This window comes from Parasphingopyxis sp. CP4, assembly GCF_013378055.1.
Taxonomy (GTDB): Bacteria; Pseudomonadota; Alphaproteobacteria; order Sphingomonadales; family Sphingomonadaceae; genus Parasphingopyxis.
The window spans coordinates 119,576-136,752 of record NZ_CP051130.1; the positions used below are offsets into that span (position 1 = coordinate 119,576).

The window sequence follows — 17,177 nt, forward strand, 5'->3', positions numbered from 1 at the left end:
GGTTTGGCAGACTTGTACCCGGCAACCCTTTGATGCTTGGTTAAGACGGGCTTTGGAATAAATATACCGAGTTCGAGATCGAATCCCGTTCTTCCGCGAAAATTGAGCCCGCCAGGCGCCAAATTCTTTGCGAAACGAAACGAGTTCGAATAGACAGTCTCGCATCAATTTGCGGGTCAGCGTTTGACGCCGATTCCGCCATTTAGGAGAGCTTCGATGCGCAACGCGCTTTTTCTGGCGGTTAGTGGACTTGCCCTGACTGCGTCTGTCACACCTTTTGCAGGGGATGCCGCAATGGCAAACCATCATGCGACGGCCGAAGAACCGGCTGCCGACAACCCGCTTCTTGCCGATTGGACCGGCCCTTATGAAGGCGTGCCGCCCTGGGATCAGATGGCACCGGAACATTTCTCCGGAGCCTTTGAAGTCGCCATGGCCGAAATGCGCGCTGAAGTGCAGGCGATCATCGATAATCCGGAAGCGCCAAATTTTGAAAACACCAACCAGGCGATGGAACTTGTTGGCGATCGGATGAACAATGTGTTGTCGATGTTCGGCGTTGCGGTGAGCAATGTCAGCAATGACGAATATCGTGCAGTGCAGGGCGAATGGTCGCCGCAGATTGCTGCCTTTTATCAAGGGCTGTATCTCCAGCCTGAGCTGATTGCCCGCTATCGCGCGGTTTATGAAGGCCGTGAAGGCGCAGGGCTTGATGCCGAACAGCTTCGTTTGGTCGAGCGCGATTATGAGCAGCTGCTGCGGCAAGGGGCCTTGCTCGAAGGCGCGGATCGCGAACGGCTTGCTGCAATCACGACCGAGCTGGCTGGTCTCTACAGCGAATTCAGCAACCGCGTTCTTGCTGACGAAGAAACCTATGTCCTCCTCGATAGCGAAGATGATCTTGCCGGACTGTCCGACAGCTTTGTCGCGACGCTGCGGTCGGCTGCCGAAGAGCGCGAGGAAGAGGGTTGGGCGATCGTCAACACCCGCTCCTTCATGCAGCCCTTCCTGCAATATTCAACGCGGCGCGATCTGCGCGAGCAGGTATACAACGCCTATATCAATCGCGGCGACAATGGCGATGCGAACGACACGAATGAAATCATCGGTCAAATTCTCGGGCTTCGCGCGGAGCGTGCAGCGCTTCTCGGATTTGAAACGCATGCCCATTGGCGGATGGCCGATACGATGGCCGGTACGCCGGAAAACGCGACCGATCTGATGTTGCGCGTATGGCCGGGCGCAGTTGCGCGGGTCCAGCAAGAAGTTGCCGATATGCAGGCGATTGCTGACGAAGAAGGTGCCGATATCACGATCGCGCCGTGGGACTATCGCTTCTACGCAGAAAAGGTCCGCCAAGCACAGTATAGCATCGACGAAGCCGAAATCCGGCCCTATTTCCAGCTTGAGAATATGATCAATGGCATGTTCTACATGGCGGAAACGCTGTGGGACCTACAATTCACCGAGAATACCGGCGAAGTTCCTGTGTTCCAGGAAGATGTTCGCACCTTTGTGGTGACTGATGCCCGTGACGGATCGAATGTCGGTCTATTCTATCTCGACACCTATGCGCGGACAGGCAAACGGTCGGGTGCCTGGATGACGACCTATCGCAGCCAGCAAACGCTGGGCGGTGAGCAGAATGTGCTGGCGTCGAACAATAACAATTTCACCGAACCGCCCGAAGGCGAACCGGCGCTTATCAGCCTGGATGATGCCCGGACGCTGTTCCATGAGTTCGGCCATGGCATCCATTATCTTCTCCAGGATGTCTATTATCCGAGCCTCGCCGGAACGCCGCGCGACTTTGTGGAGTATCCGAGCCAGGTGATGGAAAATTGGGTGCTGACGCGTCCGATCCTCAACCAGTTCGCCCGCCATGTCGAAACTGGCGAGCCGATGCCGCAGGAGCTTGTTGATCGCATCGAGGCCAGCAGTACCTTCAACCAGGGCTTCTCCACGGTTGAATATCTGTCTTCGGCAATTGTCGATATGCGCCTGCATAATCGCGCTGAGGCTATCACCGATGTCGATGCCTTTGAGCGCGAAACGCTGGCAGAGATCGGTATGCCGGACGAGATTGTGATGCGGCACCGCCTGCCACAATTTAATCACCTCTTCTCGTCCGATGCCTATTCGGCTGGCTATTACAGCTATCTCTGGTCCGAAACGATGGACGCGGATACGTGGGAAGCCTTTGTCGAAAGCGGCGATGTCTGGAATCGCGAGATTGCCGATCGCTTCCGGTCGACTTTGCTCTCGACCGGTAACGAGACTGACCGCGCAGAAGCCTATCGGGCGTTCCGGGGCCGCGACCCGGATGTCGATGCCTTGCTTCGTAAGCGCGGTTTCCCGGTCCCAGAAGCCGGTGGTGAAACCTCAGACGACTAAGGAAAGCCCATGACCGTATCAGCGCTTCGTACGCCAGAAGACCGCTTCGAGAATATCCCGGATTTCGACTATCCGGTGCATTATGCGGAGGATCTTCCGGGCTATGAAGGGCTGCGGGCCAGCTGGGTGGATGCGGGACCGGCCGACGCCGATCGTACATTCCTTTGCCTGCATGGCGAGCCCAGCTGGAGCTTTCTCTATCGCAAGATGATGCCGGTGTTCCTCGAAAGTGGGGCCCGGGTCATCGCCCCGGATTTCTTTGGTTTTGGTCGATCGGACAAACCGACTGAGCCAGAGACATACAGTTTCGATTTTCACCGGGATTATATCCTGGCGCTGGTCGAACGGCTTGATCTCAGCAACATCACGCTCGTTGTTCAGGACTGGGGCGGGCTTATTGGCTTGACCTTGCCGGTTGATGAGGGATTTCGTGCGCGCCTCTCCCGCTTGATTGTGATGAACACGGCGCTGGGTGTCGGAAAATCGCCGAGCGACGGCTTTATGGGCTGGAAAAACTATGCCGCCGCAACGCCAGATCTGCCGGTCGGTGACCTGCTCGCCCGGGGAACCCCGCAAATGACCGATGAGGAGAAGGCTGCCTATGACGCACCCTATCCGTCGATCGACTATAAGATGGGAACGCGGCGCTTTCCCGAGATGGTGCCGATCTCACCCGAGATGGAGGGTGTAGAGCTCAGCCTCAAAGCCGCGACCTATTGGAGTGATGAATTCACCGGCGCGAGCTTTATGGCTGTGGGCGATGCCGATCCGGTGCTCGGTCCCCCGGTCATGAATGCGCTGCGCGAAACTATCAACGGCTGCCCGGAACCGTTGATGATCGAAGGCGGCGGCTATTTCGTGCAGGAATGGGGCGAGCCGATTGCTCGTGCCGCACTTCACCACTTCGGTGATCTCTAAGACCCGGACCTAGCGCCGCGCGGTTATTGCCGGTCCATCCGGTCCCAACAGCGTCAATACACCATCTTCGCTTACGCCGAGGCCGTAGACGGTGCCAAGCGCGCCAAGCAATGCGCTCTCGAACCGGCTGATCTCGGGATTGATGCAAGCCCTGCGCGTTGATGCGATGGGCCCGAAGGATATGCCCCCGATTAGATCATACCTGCCCATGAATCGATTGCAGCCGCCATTGCCAGAGACCCCGCCCTCCATATCAAATTGGAGAGTTTGCCCTACGGTTGCTGGAACTTCTTCACCGGCAATCGTGGTGACCCGCCATTCCTCACCGGCCAGCACGCTGGCGCTGTCGCCGCCGCAGCCGCGATATAATCGGCCATCTACGATGACCCGAACCGAGTGTGGCCAGACCATATCGGCCATTCCGTCATTGCAAATTTTCTCGTCGATCAAGACTATGAAATCGCGTCCACCAGGGTTTTCAGATTGGCTAATGAATACCATGCCCGGCCAAGGGGAAGTACGGTCCCGCCGCTCGGCTTCTGCTGAAAAATCGCCGGCATGTTCGATTCTCAACCGGTCTTCGGTGATCATGAGAGACCAGAATGGCTCGGTCCCGTGCGCGCGATAGCCGGTCCATGGATCGGCGGCTTCTTCGGCATTTTCATGATGATCTGCGGTGGCAGGAGTCGCGCCGATAAGCGCGATAGCGGCGAAGGCGGTGAGCCATTTTGGAAGCTTTTTCATGCCTCTATTGTCGCAGAATGCTGACGTGTGATCAATCTCCGCCGCTCCATTCGCGACAAAGCTATCCGAATGCCGTGTAATTATATTATAAGGACCCAACCGAGCGAATCGGCTGGACAGGATTTCTGATGGCTAGCGACACTCCGCGGCGCAATTTGCCGCCCCTAGAATTATACGTACCCGAGCCGAAATTTCGGCCCGGCGATGATGCGGACTTTTCCGACATAGAAGTCCCGCCGGCCGGCGAAACACGGCGGCCCGATACGGCTGACGATCACGGGGACATGCCGGATCTCGCCTATGGCCTGGTCCGCGTCCTTGACGAGGATAACAAGGCTGTCGGGCCTTGGGATCCAAAACTCGACGCCGATACGTTGCGCAAGATGCTGCGATCCATGGCGCTGACCCGCGCCTTTGACGAACGGATGTTCCGCGCCCAGCGACAAGGCAAGACCAGCTTCTACATGAAATGTACCGGCGAAGAGGCCGTCGCGATTGCCGCAACCTTTGCGCTTGATCGCGACGATATGTGTTTCCCCTCCTATCGGCAGCAGGGCATCCTGATCGCGCGGGACTGGTCCCTCGTCGACATGATGAACCAGGTCTATTCGAACAAGAGAGACCGGCTGATGGGTCGGCAGCTACCGATCATGTATTCGACGAAGCAGGGCAGCTTCTTTTCGATTTCGGGTAATCTCGCGACCCAATATCCGCAGGCTGTAGGCTGGGCGATGGCAAGCGCCGCAAAAGGCGACAGCCGCATCGCCGCAACATGGACCGGCGAAGGATCGAGTGCAGAAGGCGATTTCCATTCGGCTTGTATCTTTGCCGCCGTCTACAAGGCACCGGTCATCATGAACGTCGTCAACAATCAATGGGCGATCAGTTCATTTAGTGGTTTTGCCGGCGGTGAGGCGACCACCTTTGCGGCGCGCGCAGTGGGTTATGGCATTGCCGGGCTTCGCGTCGATGGCAATGACGCGCTGGCCGTTTATGCAGCAACCCAATGGGCCGCGGAACGCGCGCGCACCAACAAGGGCCCGACGCTGATTGAGCATTTCACCTATCGCGCGGAAGGCCATTCAACCTCGGACGATCCATCGCAATATCGCTCCGCTAATGAGGCCGCAGAATGGCCGCTCGGCGATCCGATCGCGCGGCTCAAAAACCATCTGATTGCGCTTGGCGAATGGGACGAGGATCGCCAGGCGGCGATGGACAAGGAATGCGCTGAACAAGTCAAGACGGCCGCTAAACAGGCAGAGAAAAATGGTATTCTTGGTCATGGGTTACACCATCCACTTGAGACCATGTTTGAACAAGTATTCGAGGAAATGCCCTGGCATTTGAAAGAGCAGATGCAGGACATGCTCGATGAGAATGAGGCCGCCAACAATGTGGCGAAGACACGATGAGCAGAGGCGATAACTCTACCAGCCAGCGCAACATGATCCAGGCGATCAACAGCGCCATGGACGTTGCGATGGAGCGCGATGAAAATGTCTGCGTGTTCGGCGAAGATGTCGGATTTTATGGCGGCGTCTTCAGGGCCACTGCCGGCCTTCAGGAAAAGTTCGGCAAGACGCGGAGCTTCGACACGCCGATCAACGAATGCGGGATCATCGGCGTTGCGGTCGGGATGGCGGCCTATGGCATGCGGCCAGTCGCCGAGATCCAATTTGCCGACTATATCTATCCTGGCCTTGACCAGCTGGTCTCAGAAGCAGCGCGCTTGCGCTATCGCTCGGCTGGTGAATTCACCGCGCCGTTGACGATCCGCTCGCCCTTTGGCGGCGGCATCTTTGGCGGCCAAACGCATAGCCAATCACCCGAGAGCATCTTCACCCATGTCTGCGGCGTAAAGACGGTCATCCCGTCCACGCCTTATGACGCCAAGGGGTTGTTGATCGCGGCGATTGAAGACCCGGATCCGGTCGTTTTTTTCGAACCGAAGCGTATTTATAACGGGCCGTTCGATGGCTATTACGACACGCCGGTCGAGCCCTGGTCCAAACATCCGGCCAGCGAAGTGCCGGACGGGCACTATGTGATTCCGCTCGGCAAAGCGAACATTGTTCGTGAAGGCAGCGCGGTGACAATGCTCTGCTACGGTACGATGGTGCATGTCACGATGGCGGCGGTCGAAACGCTGGGCATTGATGCCGAAGTTATCGACCTGCGTACCCTGCTGCCGCTCGACATCGAAACGATCGAAGCGTCGATCAAGAAAACAGGGCGCTGCCTTGTGGTCCACGAAGCGACACGGACATCGGGCTTTGGTGCAGAACTGGCTGCCCTGGTCCAAGAGCGCTGTTTCTATCATCTCGAGGCGCCGATCCAGCGCGTGACGGGCTATGACACGCCCTATCCGCACAGCCTGGAATGGGCTTATTTCCCGGGGCCGGTGCGGCTCCGCCTGGCAATCGAACGCGTCATGGAGGACGTCAGTGGCGAAGTATAAATTCAAACTCCCCGATATTGGCGAAGGCATTGCCGAAGCTGAAGTCGTCGCCTGGCATGTGAAAGTCGGCGACGAAATCGAAGAAGATCAGGGCATTGCCGACATGATGACCGACAAGGCCACGGTCGAGATGGAATCGCCCGTCACGGGTACTGTCGTCGAGCTCAACGGCGAAGAGGGCGATATGCTGGCGATTGGTTCGGTACTGGCTGTTATCGAAACCGACGAAATCCCCGACGAAGAAGAAGATCCGCCCGCGGCTGCTGCAAAGCTCTCCGAAGAGCGCGCGCGCGAAGAAGCCAAGGCGGCTGCAGAAGCGGCAGCCGAGGAACCGGAAGAAGCCGAACCCGAGCCGGTCGAAGAAACGCCGGTTGCCGAACCAACACCCGAACCCGGCGTCGCTCCGACACGCGTGATGGCTTCACCTGCCGTACGAAAGCGCGCAGCCGAGCTGGGCGTAGATCTTGCCAATGTGAAACCACAGGCTGGCGAACGCATTCGTCACAGTGATCTCGATCAGTATCTGACCTATGGCGCGACCTATCTGACGCCGGGATCCGGTCGAAAACGCGACGATGAAGAAATCAAGGTGATTGGCCTGAGGCGCAAGATTGCCGAGAATATGGCCGCATCCAAACGCAATATTCCGCATTTCACCTATGTCGAAGAAATCGATGTAACGGCACTCGAAGCAACGCGAGCCGACCTGAATGCCACGCGTGGCGATCGACCCAAGCTCACCGTGTTGCCGCTGATCATTGCGGCGATCTGCAAGACATTGCCCGATTTCCCGATGATCAATGCCACCTATGATGACGAAGCTGGCCGCGTAACGCGCCACGGTTCAGTCCATCTCGGAATGGCGACGCAAACCGATACCGGGCTTATCGTGCCGGTAATTGCCGACGCGCAGGACAAGAATGTCTGGCAGCTTGCGATGGAGATCGCACGCCTGTCGGACGCGGCACGCACGGGCAAGGCAACCCAGGCAGAGCTAACCGGCGGCACGCTAACGCTGACCTCGCTTGGCCCGCTTGGCGGCATTGCGACCACACCGGTGATCAACCGGCCGCAAGTCGCGATCATCGGCCCGAACAAGATTGTCGAGCGCCCGGTCATCGTCGATGGGGAGATAGAAGCGCGCAAGCTGATGAATCTCTCGATCAGCTGCGATCATCGGGTCGTCGATGGCTATGATGCGGCAAGCTATGTCCAGGCGCTGAAGACGCTTCTCGAAACGCCCGTGCTAATCTTCGCCGATTGACCGACCAAGATCTGGTTCGATGGATGCGGTGTCATTGCCGTTCGGACTGGGCTCGCCTAGACGCTGTTCCAGGGGGGCGATGATGCAGTCAATTCAAGATCGATCAAATTCGCAATGGTAGGGCTGCTTTCGTTGGCTTTGGGCGTCGCTGCGGCGTTGCAAAGCGCTGACACTCCGGTGCCAGACCAACCCGATCCGCCACTTCAGACTGAGACCATAGCGCCTGAACCGATTGGTGATCCGTCAACCTGGGTTACACAGAGCGACTATCCGTCCAATTTTCTGCGTAACGGCGAAGAGGGCACGACACGGTTTCAGGTCCGGGTCGGTGCGAACGGCCTGCCGACAATGTGCTTCACCATCGGTTCGAGCGGGCATTTCCAGCTCGATGGCCGGACGTGCAATTTGGTCATGAACAGAGCGCGATTTAATCCCGCGCGCGATGGGTCGGGTAATGCTGTGGCCGGGATCTACACTGGAAGCCATGAATGGCGGGCGCCGCGCTAAGCAGGACTTAAGTGAACAGTTTTCGAGCCGTTGCCAATCGCTCTGCGGCTTGGTCGAGCATTTCATCGCCCTTTGCGAAGCAGAGGCGCACGATGCTGGTCACGGGATCGCTCTCGTAAAATGGAGAGATAGGGATCACCGCGACGCCTGCGTCTTCGACGAGACGGATTGCGAAATCCCGGTCTCCCAGAGCGATACCGGATGCCTCCAAGTCGACAGACAGAAAATAGGTGGCGGCGCAGGGCAGGATCGAGAAGCCGGTTTGGCTCAGGGCGGTTGATAATCGATCACGGGAACGCTGAAAGTCGGCCCGCATATCGTCAAAGTAGCTATCATTCTTGCTGAGCCCATATGCGACCCCGGCTTGGAGATTGGGCGGCGTCGTGAAGGTCAGGAACTGGTGCGTCTTGGCGATGACATTGGCCAAAGGCGGGGCGGCGATAGCCCAGCCGACCTTCCAGCCGGTGAGCGAGAAAATTTTCCCTGCCGATCCGATCTTGACGGTGCGCGCCTCCATACCGCTCATCGCCATCAGCGATTTATGGGTCCGGCCATCAAAGGTCAGATGTTCCCACACTTCGTCACAGATCGCGACTAGATCATGGGTTTTACAGACTTCTGCCAACAGACGGAGCTCAGTTTCCGACAGCATTGTGGCCGTTGGATTGTGAGGACTGTTGAGGATAATCACGCGGGTCTTGTCGGTTATAGCCGCTTCCAGGGAATCGCGTGTGATTGTCCAATCCGGCGGACCTGAGCGGATGAATCTCGGCGTGCCGCCAGCTTGGCGCACAAGCGGCGCATAGGCATCATAGGCCGGCTGGACGATAATCGCCTCGTCGCCGGGACGGACCAGGCCCAGTATTGAGGCCGCCAGGGCTTCTGTCGCCCCGGAGGTGACGACAACCTCTTTGTCGCCATCAATCGCAAGATCTTGATGATGCGCATAGTGATCGGCGATTGCTTTCCGCAGTGCCGGAATTCCGCGCATTGGCGGATATTGGTTCGGGCCATTGATTGTCGCCTCCGCGGCGGCTCGACGGACATCTTCAGGGCCTTCCGCGTCCGGGAAACCCTGGCCGAGATTGATTGCGCCGCGTTCCCGCGCGCGGATCGACATGTCTTCGAAGATGGTCGTTGGCAGGTCGGCGAAGTTGGGGTTCATTCGACTTTTTTACCGCCAGCCGGTCGCTTCGGCTCCTTCTTCAATACTTGCTCTATGTAGAGCCGCTGCGTGAGGACGAAGCAGACGACCGTAAGCGGCGCAGCCAGCAAGACACCGAGCAGGCCGAACAATATCCCGGCCCCGACAACGGCAAACAACAGGACGGCCGGAAGCAAATCCACTGACTTCTTCTGGATGATGGGCTGGAGAATATTGCCCTGCACCTGTTGGATCAGCACATAGACGCCGAGCGTCCACAGCGCGATCGTTGGACTGACGCTAAAGGCAACGAGTACGGCCGGTATGCCGGCGACGACAGGACCGATAAAGGGAATGAAATCGAGCAGGCCGGCAATGATCGCAAGCGCAGCAGCTGACGGCACCCCGATGATGGAGAGTGCGATATAGATCAGCACTGCAACGATCACCGACGAGAAAATCTGTGCACGGAGCCACAGCCCCAGAGCCCGGCCAATATCGTCGCAGGTTTCGGTTGCGAGCTGTTCGCGGTTCTTGGGAACGATCCGAACCAGTCCGTCACGATACAGACCCGGTTGCGCCGCGAAGAATACCGCGCCTGCAAGCACAAGTATGATATTGGTCAGCGCACCGCCGGCCGACATGAGGGCAAAGCTTCCCGCTCGCGTCGTCAAACCAGATAGCTGGCTGGTTATGTCGCTGGCAGCTTGGCGGACATCATAGTCGATACCCCAATTGTCGAATGCGGTTTGCGTAGCTTCGATCGCATCTGGAATGCGGGCGATCAGGGCTGCAAACTGGGTGATAATCAGATCGCCGAAAATCCACGCCACAGATCCCAATATCCCGAACAGGGCGATCACGGAGACCGTAACGGACAATCCTTCAGGTAGTCCGAACCCTATGAAAATACGGGCAATTGCACGCAAGATTACGGCAACAACTACGGCTGCAAAGATCAGCAGTAGCAACCGGCTTAAGCTGAGGATGACGGCGGCGAGGGCAACAATAGCCAGCACTGCAAATGCCCGGCGCACGAAATTATTGTGCGATGCCTGATCGTCCATGGCGGCCCCCTTGATTGCGTTGTCCGATCTTATCGGCGGGATTGCTCCGCCGAGCAAGCTTCACCGAATTGAACCTTTATCAGGCCAGGCGCTCGGCGTGCCAGCGCAGATGGTCTTCCATGAATGTCGAAATGAAATAATAGCTGTGATCATGCCCATCGCGCATCGACAGGGTCAGCGGGATATCGGCAGCTTGGCACGCTTGCTCAAGAAGGTGCGGTTTGAGTTGCTCGTCGAGAAACTGATCGGCGCTTCCCTGATCGACCAGGATCTCCGGCATGCGCGCCCCGTCTTCGATCAGCGCACAGGCATCATAGGCGCGCCATGATGCGCGGTCCGGCCCGAGATAGCCGCCCAGGGCTTTCTCACCCCAGGGGCAATGAAGCGGCGACACAATGGGGGCAAAGGCAGAGACGCTGCGGAACCGCTCGGGGTTTCGCAGAGCAATTGTCAGTGCGCCATGCCCGCCCATCGAGTGTCCGGTGATCGCTTGCCGGCGCATATCGGCCATCGGGAACTCAGGTCCGATCAACGCGGGCAGCTCGCTCTCCACATAGCTACGCATGCGGAAATTCTCAGACCAAGGTGCTTCAGAGGCATCGACATAAAAACCCGCGCCTTGGCCGAAATCATAGCCGTCATCATCTGGAACATCGTCACCGCGCGGCGACGTGTCGGGCGCAATAAAAATCAGCCCAAGTTCCGAACAGGCGCGGCGAAATTCACCTTTTTCGGTCACATTGTCGGCGGTGCAGGTCAGGCCAGACAGGTACCAGACAACCGGCAGCTTCTGGCCGGCTTCGTGATCGGGAATATAGGCTGAAAACCGCATATTCGTGCCGGTTTCGACGCTGCGATGGGCGTAAAAGCCTTGGGTTCCGCCATAGGCACGATTGGTCGATAGAATCTCCATGACAGCCCCGTACCATCCGGCGCCGGCTTCGCGAAGGCCTAGCGTGCCATCAAGCCGCGCATTGCCGCTATTAGCGCCAGTGGCTGGTCAACCATGACATGGTGACCACAGTCCGGGAGCGCTATGAAAGATGTGCCATCCGGCATGGTTTCGCGGAGGTGAGCCAGGGCATTGGCATCCATGATCGCTGATCGATCACCATAGATCATGGCTAGCGGACAATTCGTCGATCGGGCCTTTTCGGCGCTGGTCAGCCGATCGGTAAGGCTGAAGCCATTGGGATCGAAGCACCAGCTAAATCGTCCGGGCTCTAGTTCGACGATCGCGCCGCGGGCAATCATGTCTGCGATATAGTGATTCTCGCAACTCTGTGGCGGCAGGAATCGAAACCTGGCGAGCCCTTCTTCAAGGCTGCCAAAGAAGCGGCGTTCGCGTAGCGGCCGGTCCATATTGTTTGGCGAGTGTCGCATTTGCAGCGAGGAATCCATGATAATCGCCTGGCCAACCCAGGCATCGGGATCGGCGGCGGCTGCTGCTGTTGGTGCGCCGCCAAAACTGTGTCCGCACACTATTGGCTTTCCGGCTTCCAGCAGCCCGGCAGCCTCGGCCACGGCCTTCATGTCCTGCGCATGTTCGTGGATCGCATAGCGCGGCCGCCAATCCGAGCCACCCATGCCCGCCATGGACATTGCGACAACATGATAATCATCGGCAAAAAATGGAGCGATGTGCGCCCACCACATGGCATGCGCGCCGCCACCATGCAGGAGGAACAGGCCGGGGGCGCCCGCCTTGCCCCATGTGAAATATTCGATGCCTCCGGCATCTCGCTCAATCCGATGCCGACTTGGCTCGTGCGCGAGAGCGGTATCGAACCATTGAGGGGCAGGAGGTTTCCTGCCTTCGTATGAAGCGATTACGGTGGCCGGCGCGGTCGAGACTGTCATACGGCTAACCAGCATGGCTTTACGCTTACGTCAACTGCGTCATACATTTTCGTCAAGAGAGATGTTTGTCATATCGAATGGAAAATTGACCATGAGCAGATCTGCAATTTGAGAGTGAACTCCCCAAAAACTGGGCTCCAGGCCAAGTGTAAATGTGGTTTTAACCTCTCTCTTGCGGACTAAATTTACGAATATCGGCGATAAAGTGGGTTCAGAAGCAAAGGAACTTCCATGTCGATCTCCGCCGATCTCTTGGTGAAACAGTCAGATTCCGAAGAGCGCCGCATTGCAGAGCGTGTGCCGGTGGACATGCGTGCCGGTTTTCGTAAGCAAGGTTATGATGCCGCGAGAGCCGATGTCAGCGATATCTCGCAGACGGGGTGCAAGGTCGATAGCGCCATGACGCTCGCCACCGGTGTCGAAGTGTGGATCAAATTTCCTGGATTCCAGCCAATGCTATCCAAGGTCGTGTGGGCACGCGGTTTCGAAGCCGGGTGTGAATTTGAAGAACCCTTTCATCCGGCTGTGCTGGAGAATTTTTTGCAGCGCCATCGCGCCGCATAGCTAGCCGCGCGCTAAATCACTTCACTGTTATAAGAATGCCAGGCAAAGATGGCGGCCGTGCCGCGATGTGGCCGCCAGCACTCTGCCGCATCGCGAATCTCTGCTTCACTCGGCCGCTCCTTCCAGCCCAATAGTTTTCCGACTTCGATCTGCACCGCAAGATCACCGGCTGGCCAGATGTCAGGCCTTCCCTCGGCAAACAGAAGATATACTTCGGCTGACCAACGCCCGATGCCTTTGACCGCGACAAGCTCTGCAATCGCGGCCTCGTCGTCCGCAGGGAGTGCGGCCAGGTCCAATTGTCCGGAAACGATCAGCTCTGCGAGCGACCGCGCATAGCTGCTCTTCTGGCGGCTCAGTCCAGCGCCGCGAAGAACTGCGTCACTCGCCTCTAGCAGCGCATGGGGTTCCATCTCGCCGCCCAGTGCATCGGATAATTTGCGCCAGACGGCATTCGCCGATGCGACGCTGACTTGTTGGCCCAGGATCGTCCTCAGCAACGTCTGATAGCCGCGATCGCGGATACGCGGCGGTGGATAGCCGATCTCGGCAAGGCGCGTTTTAAAGCGCGGCTCGATCTTGGCTAGACTGTCCAATGACTGTCGCAGGTGCGAAGCGGCTATTCCCATCTATCGAGGCCTTGATTTCATTTGCAGTCCATCACATAGCCGCGCCGCAGCATTTTTCGAAATCGCCTGAAGGAATCGTTCATGCCCAAGCTAATTGTCGTCAATCGCGATGGTGAAGAAACCGCCGTCGATGCAGATAACGGCCTGACCGTGATGGAAGTGATCCGGGACAATGGCTTTGACGAGCTCCTTGCTCTTTGTGGTGGCTGTTGCTCCTGCGCGACTTGCCATGTTCATGTCGATCCGAATTTTGCGGCCAAACTTCCGGAAATGGACGAGGATGAGGATGATCTGCTGGAAAGCTCGGATCATCGCGACGAGCATTCACGTCTGTCCTGCCAGATTCCGTTCGGCGACGAGCTGGATGGCCTCAAGGTCACGATCGCGCAGGAAGACTAAGGCTCACGCCGCACTTCCTTCTCCCATTGTGAGTTGTTCTGGACGGAGGTGGCCATCAGGTCAGCTCCGCGCTTCTCGGTGCTATCCCGACGATCCGGTCCTTTCGTGATGCGCGTAGAGCGCGATCGCGGCGGCATTTGATACATTGAGGCTTTCAATTGCATCGCTGATCGGCAACCGCGCCAGCGCATCGCAATGGCTCGCGACATTTTGACGTAATCCCGCGCCTTCTGCGCCGAGGACGATCGCAATGCGCTTGCCACCCAATGCATCGGAAAGATTGAGCGTTGCTTCGCCTGCCAGTCCGATTCGCCAGAAACCCGCATCTGCGATCTGATCCAGTGCGCGCGATAGATTGACCACACGGCACCAGGGAAGGGCTTCCAGCGCGCCTGACGCGGCCTTGGCCAGGGCGCCAGACTCAGGCGGTGCATGGCGGTCCTGGGTCACCAGCCCTAGGGCGTTGAAGGCGAGTGCAGAACGCATGATGGCACCGGCATTATGCGGGTCCGTCACCTGATCGAGGATTACCAACGGCCGTCCTTCTTCGGCGCCGGCCAGCAGGTCTTCGATCGCGATATCGGGTAGAGGCTTGACCTCGATGACCAGTCCCTGGTGCGGGGCGTCATGCGGTACCAGCCGTCCAAGATCAGCCACACCGGCCATTTCGACTTGCAGATCGGGTGGCAGGTCTAGCCCCGCCACCCCTTCATGGGTTGCCCATAATTTGCGGATTGTTCGCTTCGGATTGTCGAGCGCCGCATAGACGGCATGCCGCCCCCAGAAGCGCGGTGCCCGGCCTTCGCGTTGTTTCGCCTTGCGTCTCTTCGCCATGGCACCATGCTTTCTATCAACGAGCGTTGACAGGCAAGCGGTGTTTCGCCATTGAGCCGCCCTTCGCCGCGCTTTCGTTGCACTGCTTCGTGAAGCGCCGTGATCCCGATGGACGGGTGGCCGAGTGGTTAAAGGCAGCAGACTGTAAATCTGCCCGCGCAAGCGTACGCTGGTTCGAATCCAGCCCCGTCCACCATCACCAGATTTGAGGTCTGCAGATCAGTGCAACGCTGGTTCAGTCTTTTCTTGTCAGGCCTGGCCGGCGAAATTCGCCGGTTGGCGGTTTGAAACGCCCGGGAACGGTGTATGGGGTCGGCATCGAAGCCAGTTCACGGTGTTTGTGGATCAATGAGTCTGGGTCAATTGGTTCGATAAACTCAATGCCGAAGGATGTGCCCTCGGCCCAGACGACGGTGCCATCGACCGGCCCAATGCCATCCAACTCCGCGGTAATCGTATGGCCAACGACAAGTGGCTTGTCGCCTGCGCCGCCAAAACCTGTCGCGGAGAGGTTGCGAAGTCTCACCGAGATCTCCTCTCCGTCGGTGTCGCGAAGAATGGTATGCCGCAACATGGCTGTGCGTTCCGCCCGTTCTTCGGCGGTCTCCTTTTTCTCATCCTCTGGTCGCTCGGCCATCGTGCGCCCCCATGAATAGCCTGTTTGCGACCGACTCGTTGCCGGTCGGAAAGACATTGATACCATATCTGGGTAAATGGCTGTCGGACGTAGTGGGTAAACCATGTTGTAACCCTAACCACGGTTAACCTCAATTTGCCCAATTTGACGCGACGCCTGTTTTTGCGCACCTAGCGCCGACCGACAGGAGAGCGTTTATGAAAGTGCAAGCGAACGGGCTTGAGATTGAAGTCGAAGATCATGGCAATCCGGACCATCCAGCGTTGTTGCTGATCATGGGGTTTTCGGGGCAGCTCTCCTTGTGGCCGGATGCTTTTGTCGAAGAGCTGGTTGAGCGCGGGTTCCGGGTCATTCGCTACGATAACCGCGATATCGGTCTGTCACACAAATTTGACGGCGTGAAAGCGCCGCACCCGCTTTGGCATCTGTTTGTGAAGCGGATCTTCAAAAATCGCCGCATGGCGCCTTATTCGTTGGTCGATATGGCCGCCGATGCGATGGGCGTACTCGATGCGCTCGAGATTGAGCGCGCGCACGTACTGGGTGTGTCGATGGGTGGCATGATCTCGCAGATTGTCGGTGCGGAATATCCCGATCGCGTCCTGTCGCTAATGCCCGTGATGACGTCGACCAATGCACCTGGGCTTCCCGGGCCGGACAAGGAAATACGGAAAATCCTGATCCAGGCTGCTCGCAATCGCCCGGAAACGGAAGAGGAGGCGATCGCGGCCGGTATGCGCTTCTTCAACGCGATTGGCTCCCCCGGTGGCGCGGAACGCCAGGCCGAAATCAAGGAGCTGATCCATAAAAATGTCGCCCGTAGCCTCTATCCTGAAGGTCCGTCGCGCCAGCTTGCGGCGATCATCGATACGGGTAATTTGCGGCCCTTTGCGCAGCGTATTCAGGCCAAGACGCTGGTTATACATGGCGAGGCCGATCCGTTGATCCTCCACCCGTGCGGCAAGGATGTTGCCGATCATGTCGAAGGCGCGCGGTTCGAGCTGGTCGATGATATGGGCCATGACTTGCCGGAAGCGCAGCATGGTAGCTTGGCCGATATGATTACCGAGCACGCGCTCGGCGGTTGACGGGCTAATCGGGTCGGTAAGCCCGGAGGAGCACGTCGACGCCGTGGCAAACATGATTCCGAATGTCTTTCTGCGTCGGTTTTTTTGCGATGCCGAAGCGCAGCTCCATGTCGGCAAAGCCTTTCCACAAGGACAATAGATCCTCTGCCGCCGTTTTCGCCTTGTCGATCTTCAAGTCGCCGCGCTGGTCGGCGGCCTCCAAGATCGCAATCAGCTCGCGCCGCATCTTCCCTGGGCCAGCATTGAAAAAGCGATGAGCGGCTTCGGGATGGCGGTCCCGTTCGATCATGAGCATCGTATCGAAATGAAAATGCGTATCGTCGAACAGGAAGCTCATCAGTGTGACGCCGAAATTCACCAGCTGCGCCTCGATCGTATCCGCATCGCGGTTCGCTTCGCCGATTGTCTTCGTCATATGTTCAGCCTGGCGGCGTACCAGTGCCTCCAACAGCCCCGCTTTGTCACCGAAGCGTTTATAGATGGTGACCTTTGATACAGCTGCCTTTTCAGCAATCCGCTCGATGGATGCGGCGGCATAGCCTTCGCCGAAAAACGCATCGCGCGCGGCGTCGATAATGGCTTCGGTCTTGCGTTCGTCGGTCGGGCGTCCAGCCCGCGCCGGTGCCGTAACAGTGGGGGCGATGTCAGTCATTAACCGCAACCTTGC

18 protein-coding genes and 1 tRNA gene are annotated in these 17,177 nt (G+C 58.0%); 10 read left to right on the plus strand and 9 right to left on the minus strand.

What is annotated here, in order from left to right; genetic code table 11:
* The first annotated feature begins 216 nt into the window (after positions 1-216).
* Together HFP51_RS00550 and HFP51_RS00555 are read left to right on the plus strand one after the other, a co-directional pair.
* The gene (locus HFP51_RS00550) at positions 217-2,394 is read left to right on the plus strand and encodes a M3 family metallopeptidase (protein WP_176873826.1); all 2,178 of its coding nucleotides are present in this window, start codon (positions 217-219) and stop codon (positions 2,392-2,394) included.
* 9 nt (positions 2,395-2,403) lie between these two features.
* Positions 2,404-3,312 carry a haloalkane dehalogenase gene (locus tag HFP51_RS00555; protein WP_176873827.1) on the plus strand — a complete coding sequence of 303 codons (909 nt, stop codon included), beginning with the start codon at positions 2,404-2,406 and terminating at the stop codon, positions 3,310-3,312.
* A gap of 9 nt (positions 3,313-3,321) precedes the next feature.
* On the opposite strand, the gene HFP51_RS00560 is transcribed toward HFP51_RS00555, so the two are convergent.
* Positions 3,322-4,056 (minus strand): META domain-containing protein, encoded by a 735-nt coding sequence (locus tag HFP51_RS00560; RefSeq protein WP_176873828.1) that lies wholly within the window; start codon positions 4,054-4,056, stop codon positions 3,322-3,324.
* 128 nt (positions 4,057-4,184) lie between these two features.
* On the opposite strand from HFP51_RS00560, the gene HFP51_RS00565 reads away from it, so the two are divergent.
* From HFP51_RS00565 to HFP51_RS00580, 4 genes are all read left to right on the plus strand, one after another.
* On the plus strand, positions 4,185-5,471 hold the full coding sequence (locus tag HFP51_RS00565) for a 3-methyl-2-oxobutanoate dehydrogenase (2-methylpropanoyl-transferring) subunit alpha (protein ID WP_176873829.1): 1,287 nt from the start codon (positions 4,185-4,187) through the stop codon (positions 5,469-5,471).
* Complete coding sequence (locus tag HFP51_RS00570) at positions 5,468-6,517, plus strand: alpha-ketoacid dehydrogenase subunit beta (RefSeq protein ID WP_176873830.1); 1,050 nt, start codon at positions 5,468-5,470, stop codon at positions 6,515-6,517. The genes HFP51_RS00565 and HFP51_RS00570 overlap by 4 nt, the downstream gene beginning before the upstream one ends.
* A complete protein-coding gene (locus HFP51_RS00575; protein ID WP_176873831.1) occupies positions 6,504-7,781 on the plus strand; it encodes a dihydrolipoamide acetyltransferase family protein in 1,278 nt (425 codons plus the stop codon). The genes HFP51_RS00570 and HFP51_RS00575 overlap by 14 nt, the downstream gene beginning before the upstream one ends.
* A gap of 114 nt (positions 7,782-7,895) precedes the next feature.
* A complete protein-coding gene (locus HFP51_RS00580) occupies positions 7,896-8,288 on the plus strand; it encodes an energy transducer TonB (protein ID WP_176873832.1) in 393 nt (130 codons plus the stop codon).
* A gap of 7 nt (positions 8,289-8,295) precedes the next feature.
* Here the strand turns inward: HFP51_RS00580 and HFP51_RS00585 are convergent, their stop codons facing one another.
* The 4 genes from HFP51_RS00585 to HFP51_RS00600 all read right to left on the minus strand — a co-directional run bounded on the left by HFP51_RS00585 (position 8,296) and on the right by HFP51_RS00600 (position 12,359).
* Positions 8,296-9,453, minus strand: coding sequence for an aminotransferase (locus tag HFP51_RS00585; RefSeq protein WP_176873833.1), 1,158 nt, complete (start codon positions 9,451-9,453; stop codon positions 8,296-8,298).
* Complete coding sequence (locus tag HFP51_RS00590) at positions 9,450-10,499, minus strand: AI-2E family transporter (RefSeq protein WP_176873834.1); 1,050 nt, start codon at positions 10,497-10,499, stop codon at positions 9,450-9,452. Before HFP51_RS00590 ends, HFP51_RS00585 begins: the two co-directional genes overlap by 4 nt.
* Positions 10,500-10,578: 79 nt before the next feature.
* Positions 10,579-11,412: an S-formylglutathione hydrolase gene (fghA, locus tag HFP51_RS00595; protein WP_176873835.1), complete on the minus strand. Its 834-nt coding sequence runs from the start codon at positions 11,410-11,412 to the stop codon at positions 10,579-10,581.
* A 38-nt stretch (positions 11,413-11,450) separates the two neighbouring features.
* Positions 11,451-12,359, minus strand: a complete 909-nt coding sequence (locus HFP51_RS00600) for an alpha/beta fold hydrolase (protein WP_176873836.1) — start codon at positions 12,357-12,359, stop codon at positions 11,451-11,453.
* A 231-nt stretch (positions 12,360-12,590) separates the two neighbouring features.
* Between HFP51_RS00600 and HFP51_RS00605 the strand changes: the two genes are divergently transcribed.
* Complete coding sequence (locus tag HFP51_RS00605) at positions 12,591-12,923, plus strand: PilZ domain-containing protein (RefSeq protein ID WP_176873837.1); 333 nt, start codon at positions 12,591-12,593, stop codon at positions 12,921-12,923.
* Between the two features lie 11 nt (positions 12,924-12,934).
* On the opposite strand, the gene HFP51_RS00610 is transcribed toward HFP51_RS00605, so the two are convergent.
* Entirely contained in the window at positions 12,935-13,552 is a 618-nt protein-coding gene (locus HFP51_RS00610) for a DNA-3-methyladenine glycosylase (RefSeq protein ID WP_176873838.1), read from the minus strand.
* A gap of 81 nt (positions 13,553-13,633) precedes the next feature.
* Between HFP51_RS00610 and HFP51_RS00615 the strand changes: the two genes are divergently transcribed.
* Positions 13,634-13,951 (plus strand): 2Fe-2S iron-sulfur cluster-binding protein, encoded by a 318-nt coding sequence (locus HFP51_RS00615; RefSeq protein WP_176873839.1) that lies wholly within the window; start codon positions 13,634-13,636, stop codon positions 13,949-13,951.
* Between the two features lie 81 nt (positions 13,952-14,032).
* On the opposite strand, the gene HFP51_RS00620 is transcribed toward HFP51_RS00615, so the two are convergent.
* Complete coding sequence (locus HFP51_RS00620; protein ID WP_176873840.1) at positions 14,033-14,785, minus strand: RNA methyltransferase; 753 nt, start codon at positions 14,783-14,785, stop codon at positions 14,033-14,035.
* Positions 14,786-14,895: 110 nt separating this feature from the next.
* Between HFP51_RS00620 and HFP51_RS00625 the strand changes: the two genes are divergently transcribed.
* A tRNA-Tyr gene (locus HFP51_RS00625) sits at positions 14,896-14,981 on the plus strand.
* Positions 14,982-15,020: 39 nt separating this feature from the next.
* Here HFP51_RS00625 and HFP51_RS00630 read toward each other — a convergent pair.
* Entirely contained in the window at positions 15,021-15,422 is a 402-nt protein-coding gene (locus HFP51_RS00630; RefSeq protein WP_176873841.1) for a PilZ domain-containing protein, read from the minus strand.
* Between the two features lie 197 nt (positions 15,423-15,619).
* Between HFP51_RS00630 and HFP51_RS00635 the strand changes: the two genes are divergently transcribed.
* A complete protein-coding gene (locus tag HFP51_RS00635) occupies positions 15,620-16,510 on the plus strand; it encodes an alpha/beta fold hydrolase (RefSeq protein ID WP_176873842.1) in 891 nt (296 codons plus the stop codon).
* Positions 16,511-16,514: 4 nt separating this feature from the next.
* Here HFP51_RS00635 and HFP51_RS00640 read toward each other — a convergent pair whose 3' ends face one another.
* A complete protein-coding gene (locus tag HFP51_RS00640; RefSeq protein ID WP_176873843.1) occupies positions 16,515-17,162 on the minus strand; it encodes a TetR/AcrR family transcriptional regulator in 648 nt (215 codons plus the stop codon).
* Between the last annotated feature and the right edge of the window lie 15 nt (positions 17,163-17,177).

Excerpts from the sequence above, each read along its gene's own strand:
- HFP51_RS00580 (WP_176873832.1), top strand. The coding sequence starts at position 7,896 with ATGGTAGGGCTGCTTTCGTTGGCTTTGGGCGTCGCTGCGGCGTTGCAA.
- HFP51_RS00550 (WP_176873826.1), top strand. The coding sequence starts at position 217 with ATGCGCAACGCGCTTTTTCTGGCGGTTAGTGGACTTGCCCTGACTGCG.
- HFP51_RS00605 (WP_176873837.1), top strand. The coding sequence starts at position 12,591 with ATGTCGATCTCCGCCGATCTCTTGGTGAAACAGTCAGATTCCGAAGAG.
- HFP51_RS00640 (WP_176873843.1), bottom strand. The coding sequence starts at position 17,162 with ATGACTGACATCGCCCCCACTGTTACGGCACCGGCGCGGGCTGGACGC.
- fghA (WP_176873835.1), bottom strand. The coding sequence starts at position 11,412 with ATGGAGATTCTATCGACCAATCGTGCCTATGGCGGAACCCAAGGCTTT.
- HFP51_RS00590 (WP_176873834.1), bottom strand. The coding sequence starts at position 10,499 with ATGGACGATCAGGCATCGCACAATAATTTCGTGCGCCGGGCATTTGCA.
- HFP51_RS00630 (WP_176873841.1), bottom strand. The coding sequence starts at position 15,422 with ATGGCCGAGCGACCAGAGGATGAGAAAAAGGAGACCGCCGAAGAACGG.
- HFP51_RS00615 (WP_176873839.1), top strand. The coding sequence starts at position 13,634 with ATGCCCAAGCTAATTGTCGTCAATCGCGATGGTGAAGAAACCGCCGTC.
- HFP51_RS00610 (WP_176873838.1), bottom strand. The coding sequence starts at position 13,552 with ATGGGAATAGCCGCTTCGCACCTGCGACAGTCATTGGACAGTCTAGCC.
- HFP51_RS00560 (WP_176873828.1), bottom strand. The coding sequence starts at position 4,056 with ATGAAAAAGCTTCCAAAATGGCTCACCGCCTTCGCCGCTATCGCGCTT.
- HFP51_RS00620 (WP_176873840.1), bottom strand. The coding sequence starts at position 14,785 with ATGGCGAAGAGACGCAAGGCGAAACAACGCGAAGGCCGGGCACCGCGC.
- HFP51_RS00585 (WP_176873833.1), bottom strand. The coding sequence starts at position 9,453 with ATGAACCCCAACTTCGCCGACCTGCCAACGACCATCTTCGAAGACATG.
- HFP51_RS00635 (WP_176873842.1), top strand. The coding sequence starts at position 15,620 with ATGAAAGTGCAAGCGAACGGGCTTGAGATTGAAGTCGAAGATCATGGC.
- HFP51_RS00565 (WP_176873829.1), top strand. The coding sequence starts at position 4,185 with ATGGCTAGCGACACTCCGCGGCGCAATTTGCCGCCCCTAGAATTATAC.
- HFP51_RS00570 (WP_176873830.1), top strand. The coding sequence starts at position 5,468 with ATGAGCAGAGGCGATAACTCTACCAGCCAGCGCAACATGATCCAGGCG.
- HFP51_RS00555 (WP_176873827.1), top strand. The coding sequence starts at position 2,404 with ATGACCGTATCAGCGCTTCGTACGCCAGAAGACCGCTTCGAGAATATC.
- HFP51_RS00600 (WP_176873836.1), bottom strand. The coding sequence starts at position 12,359 with ATGACAGTCTCGACCGCGCCGGCCACCGTAATCGCTTCATACGAAGGC.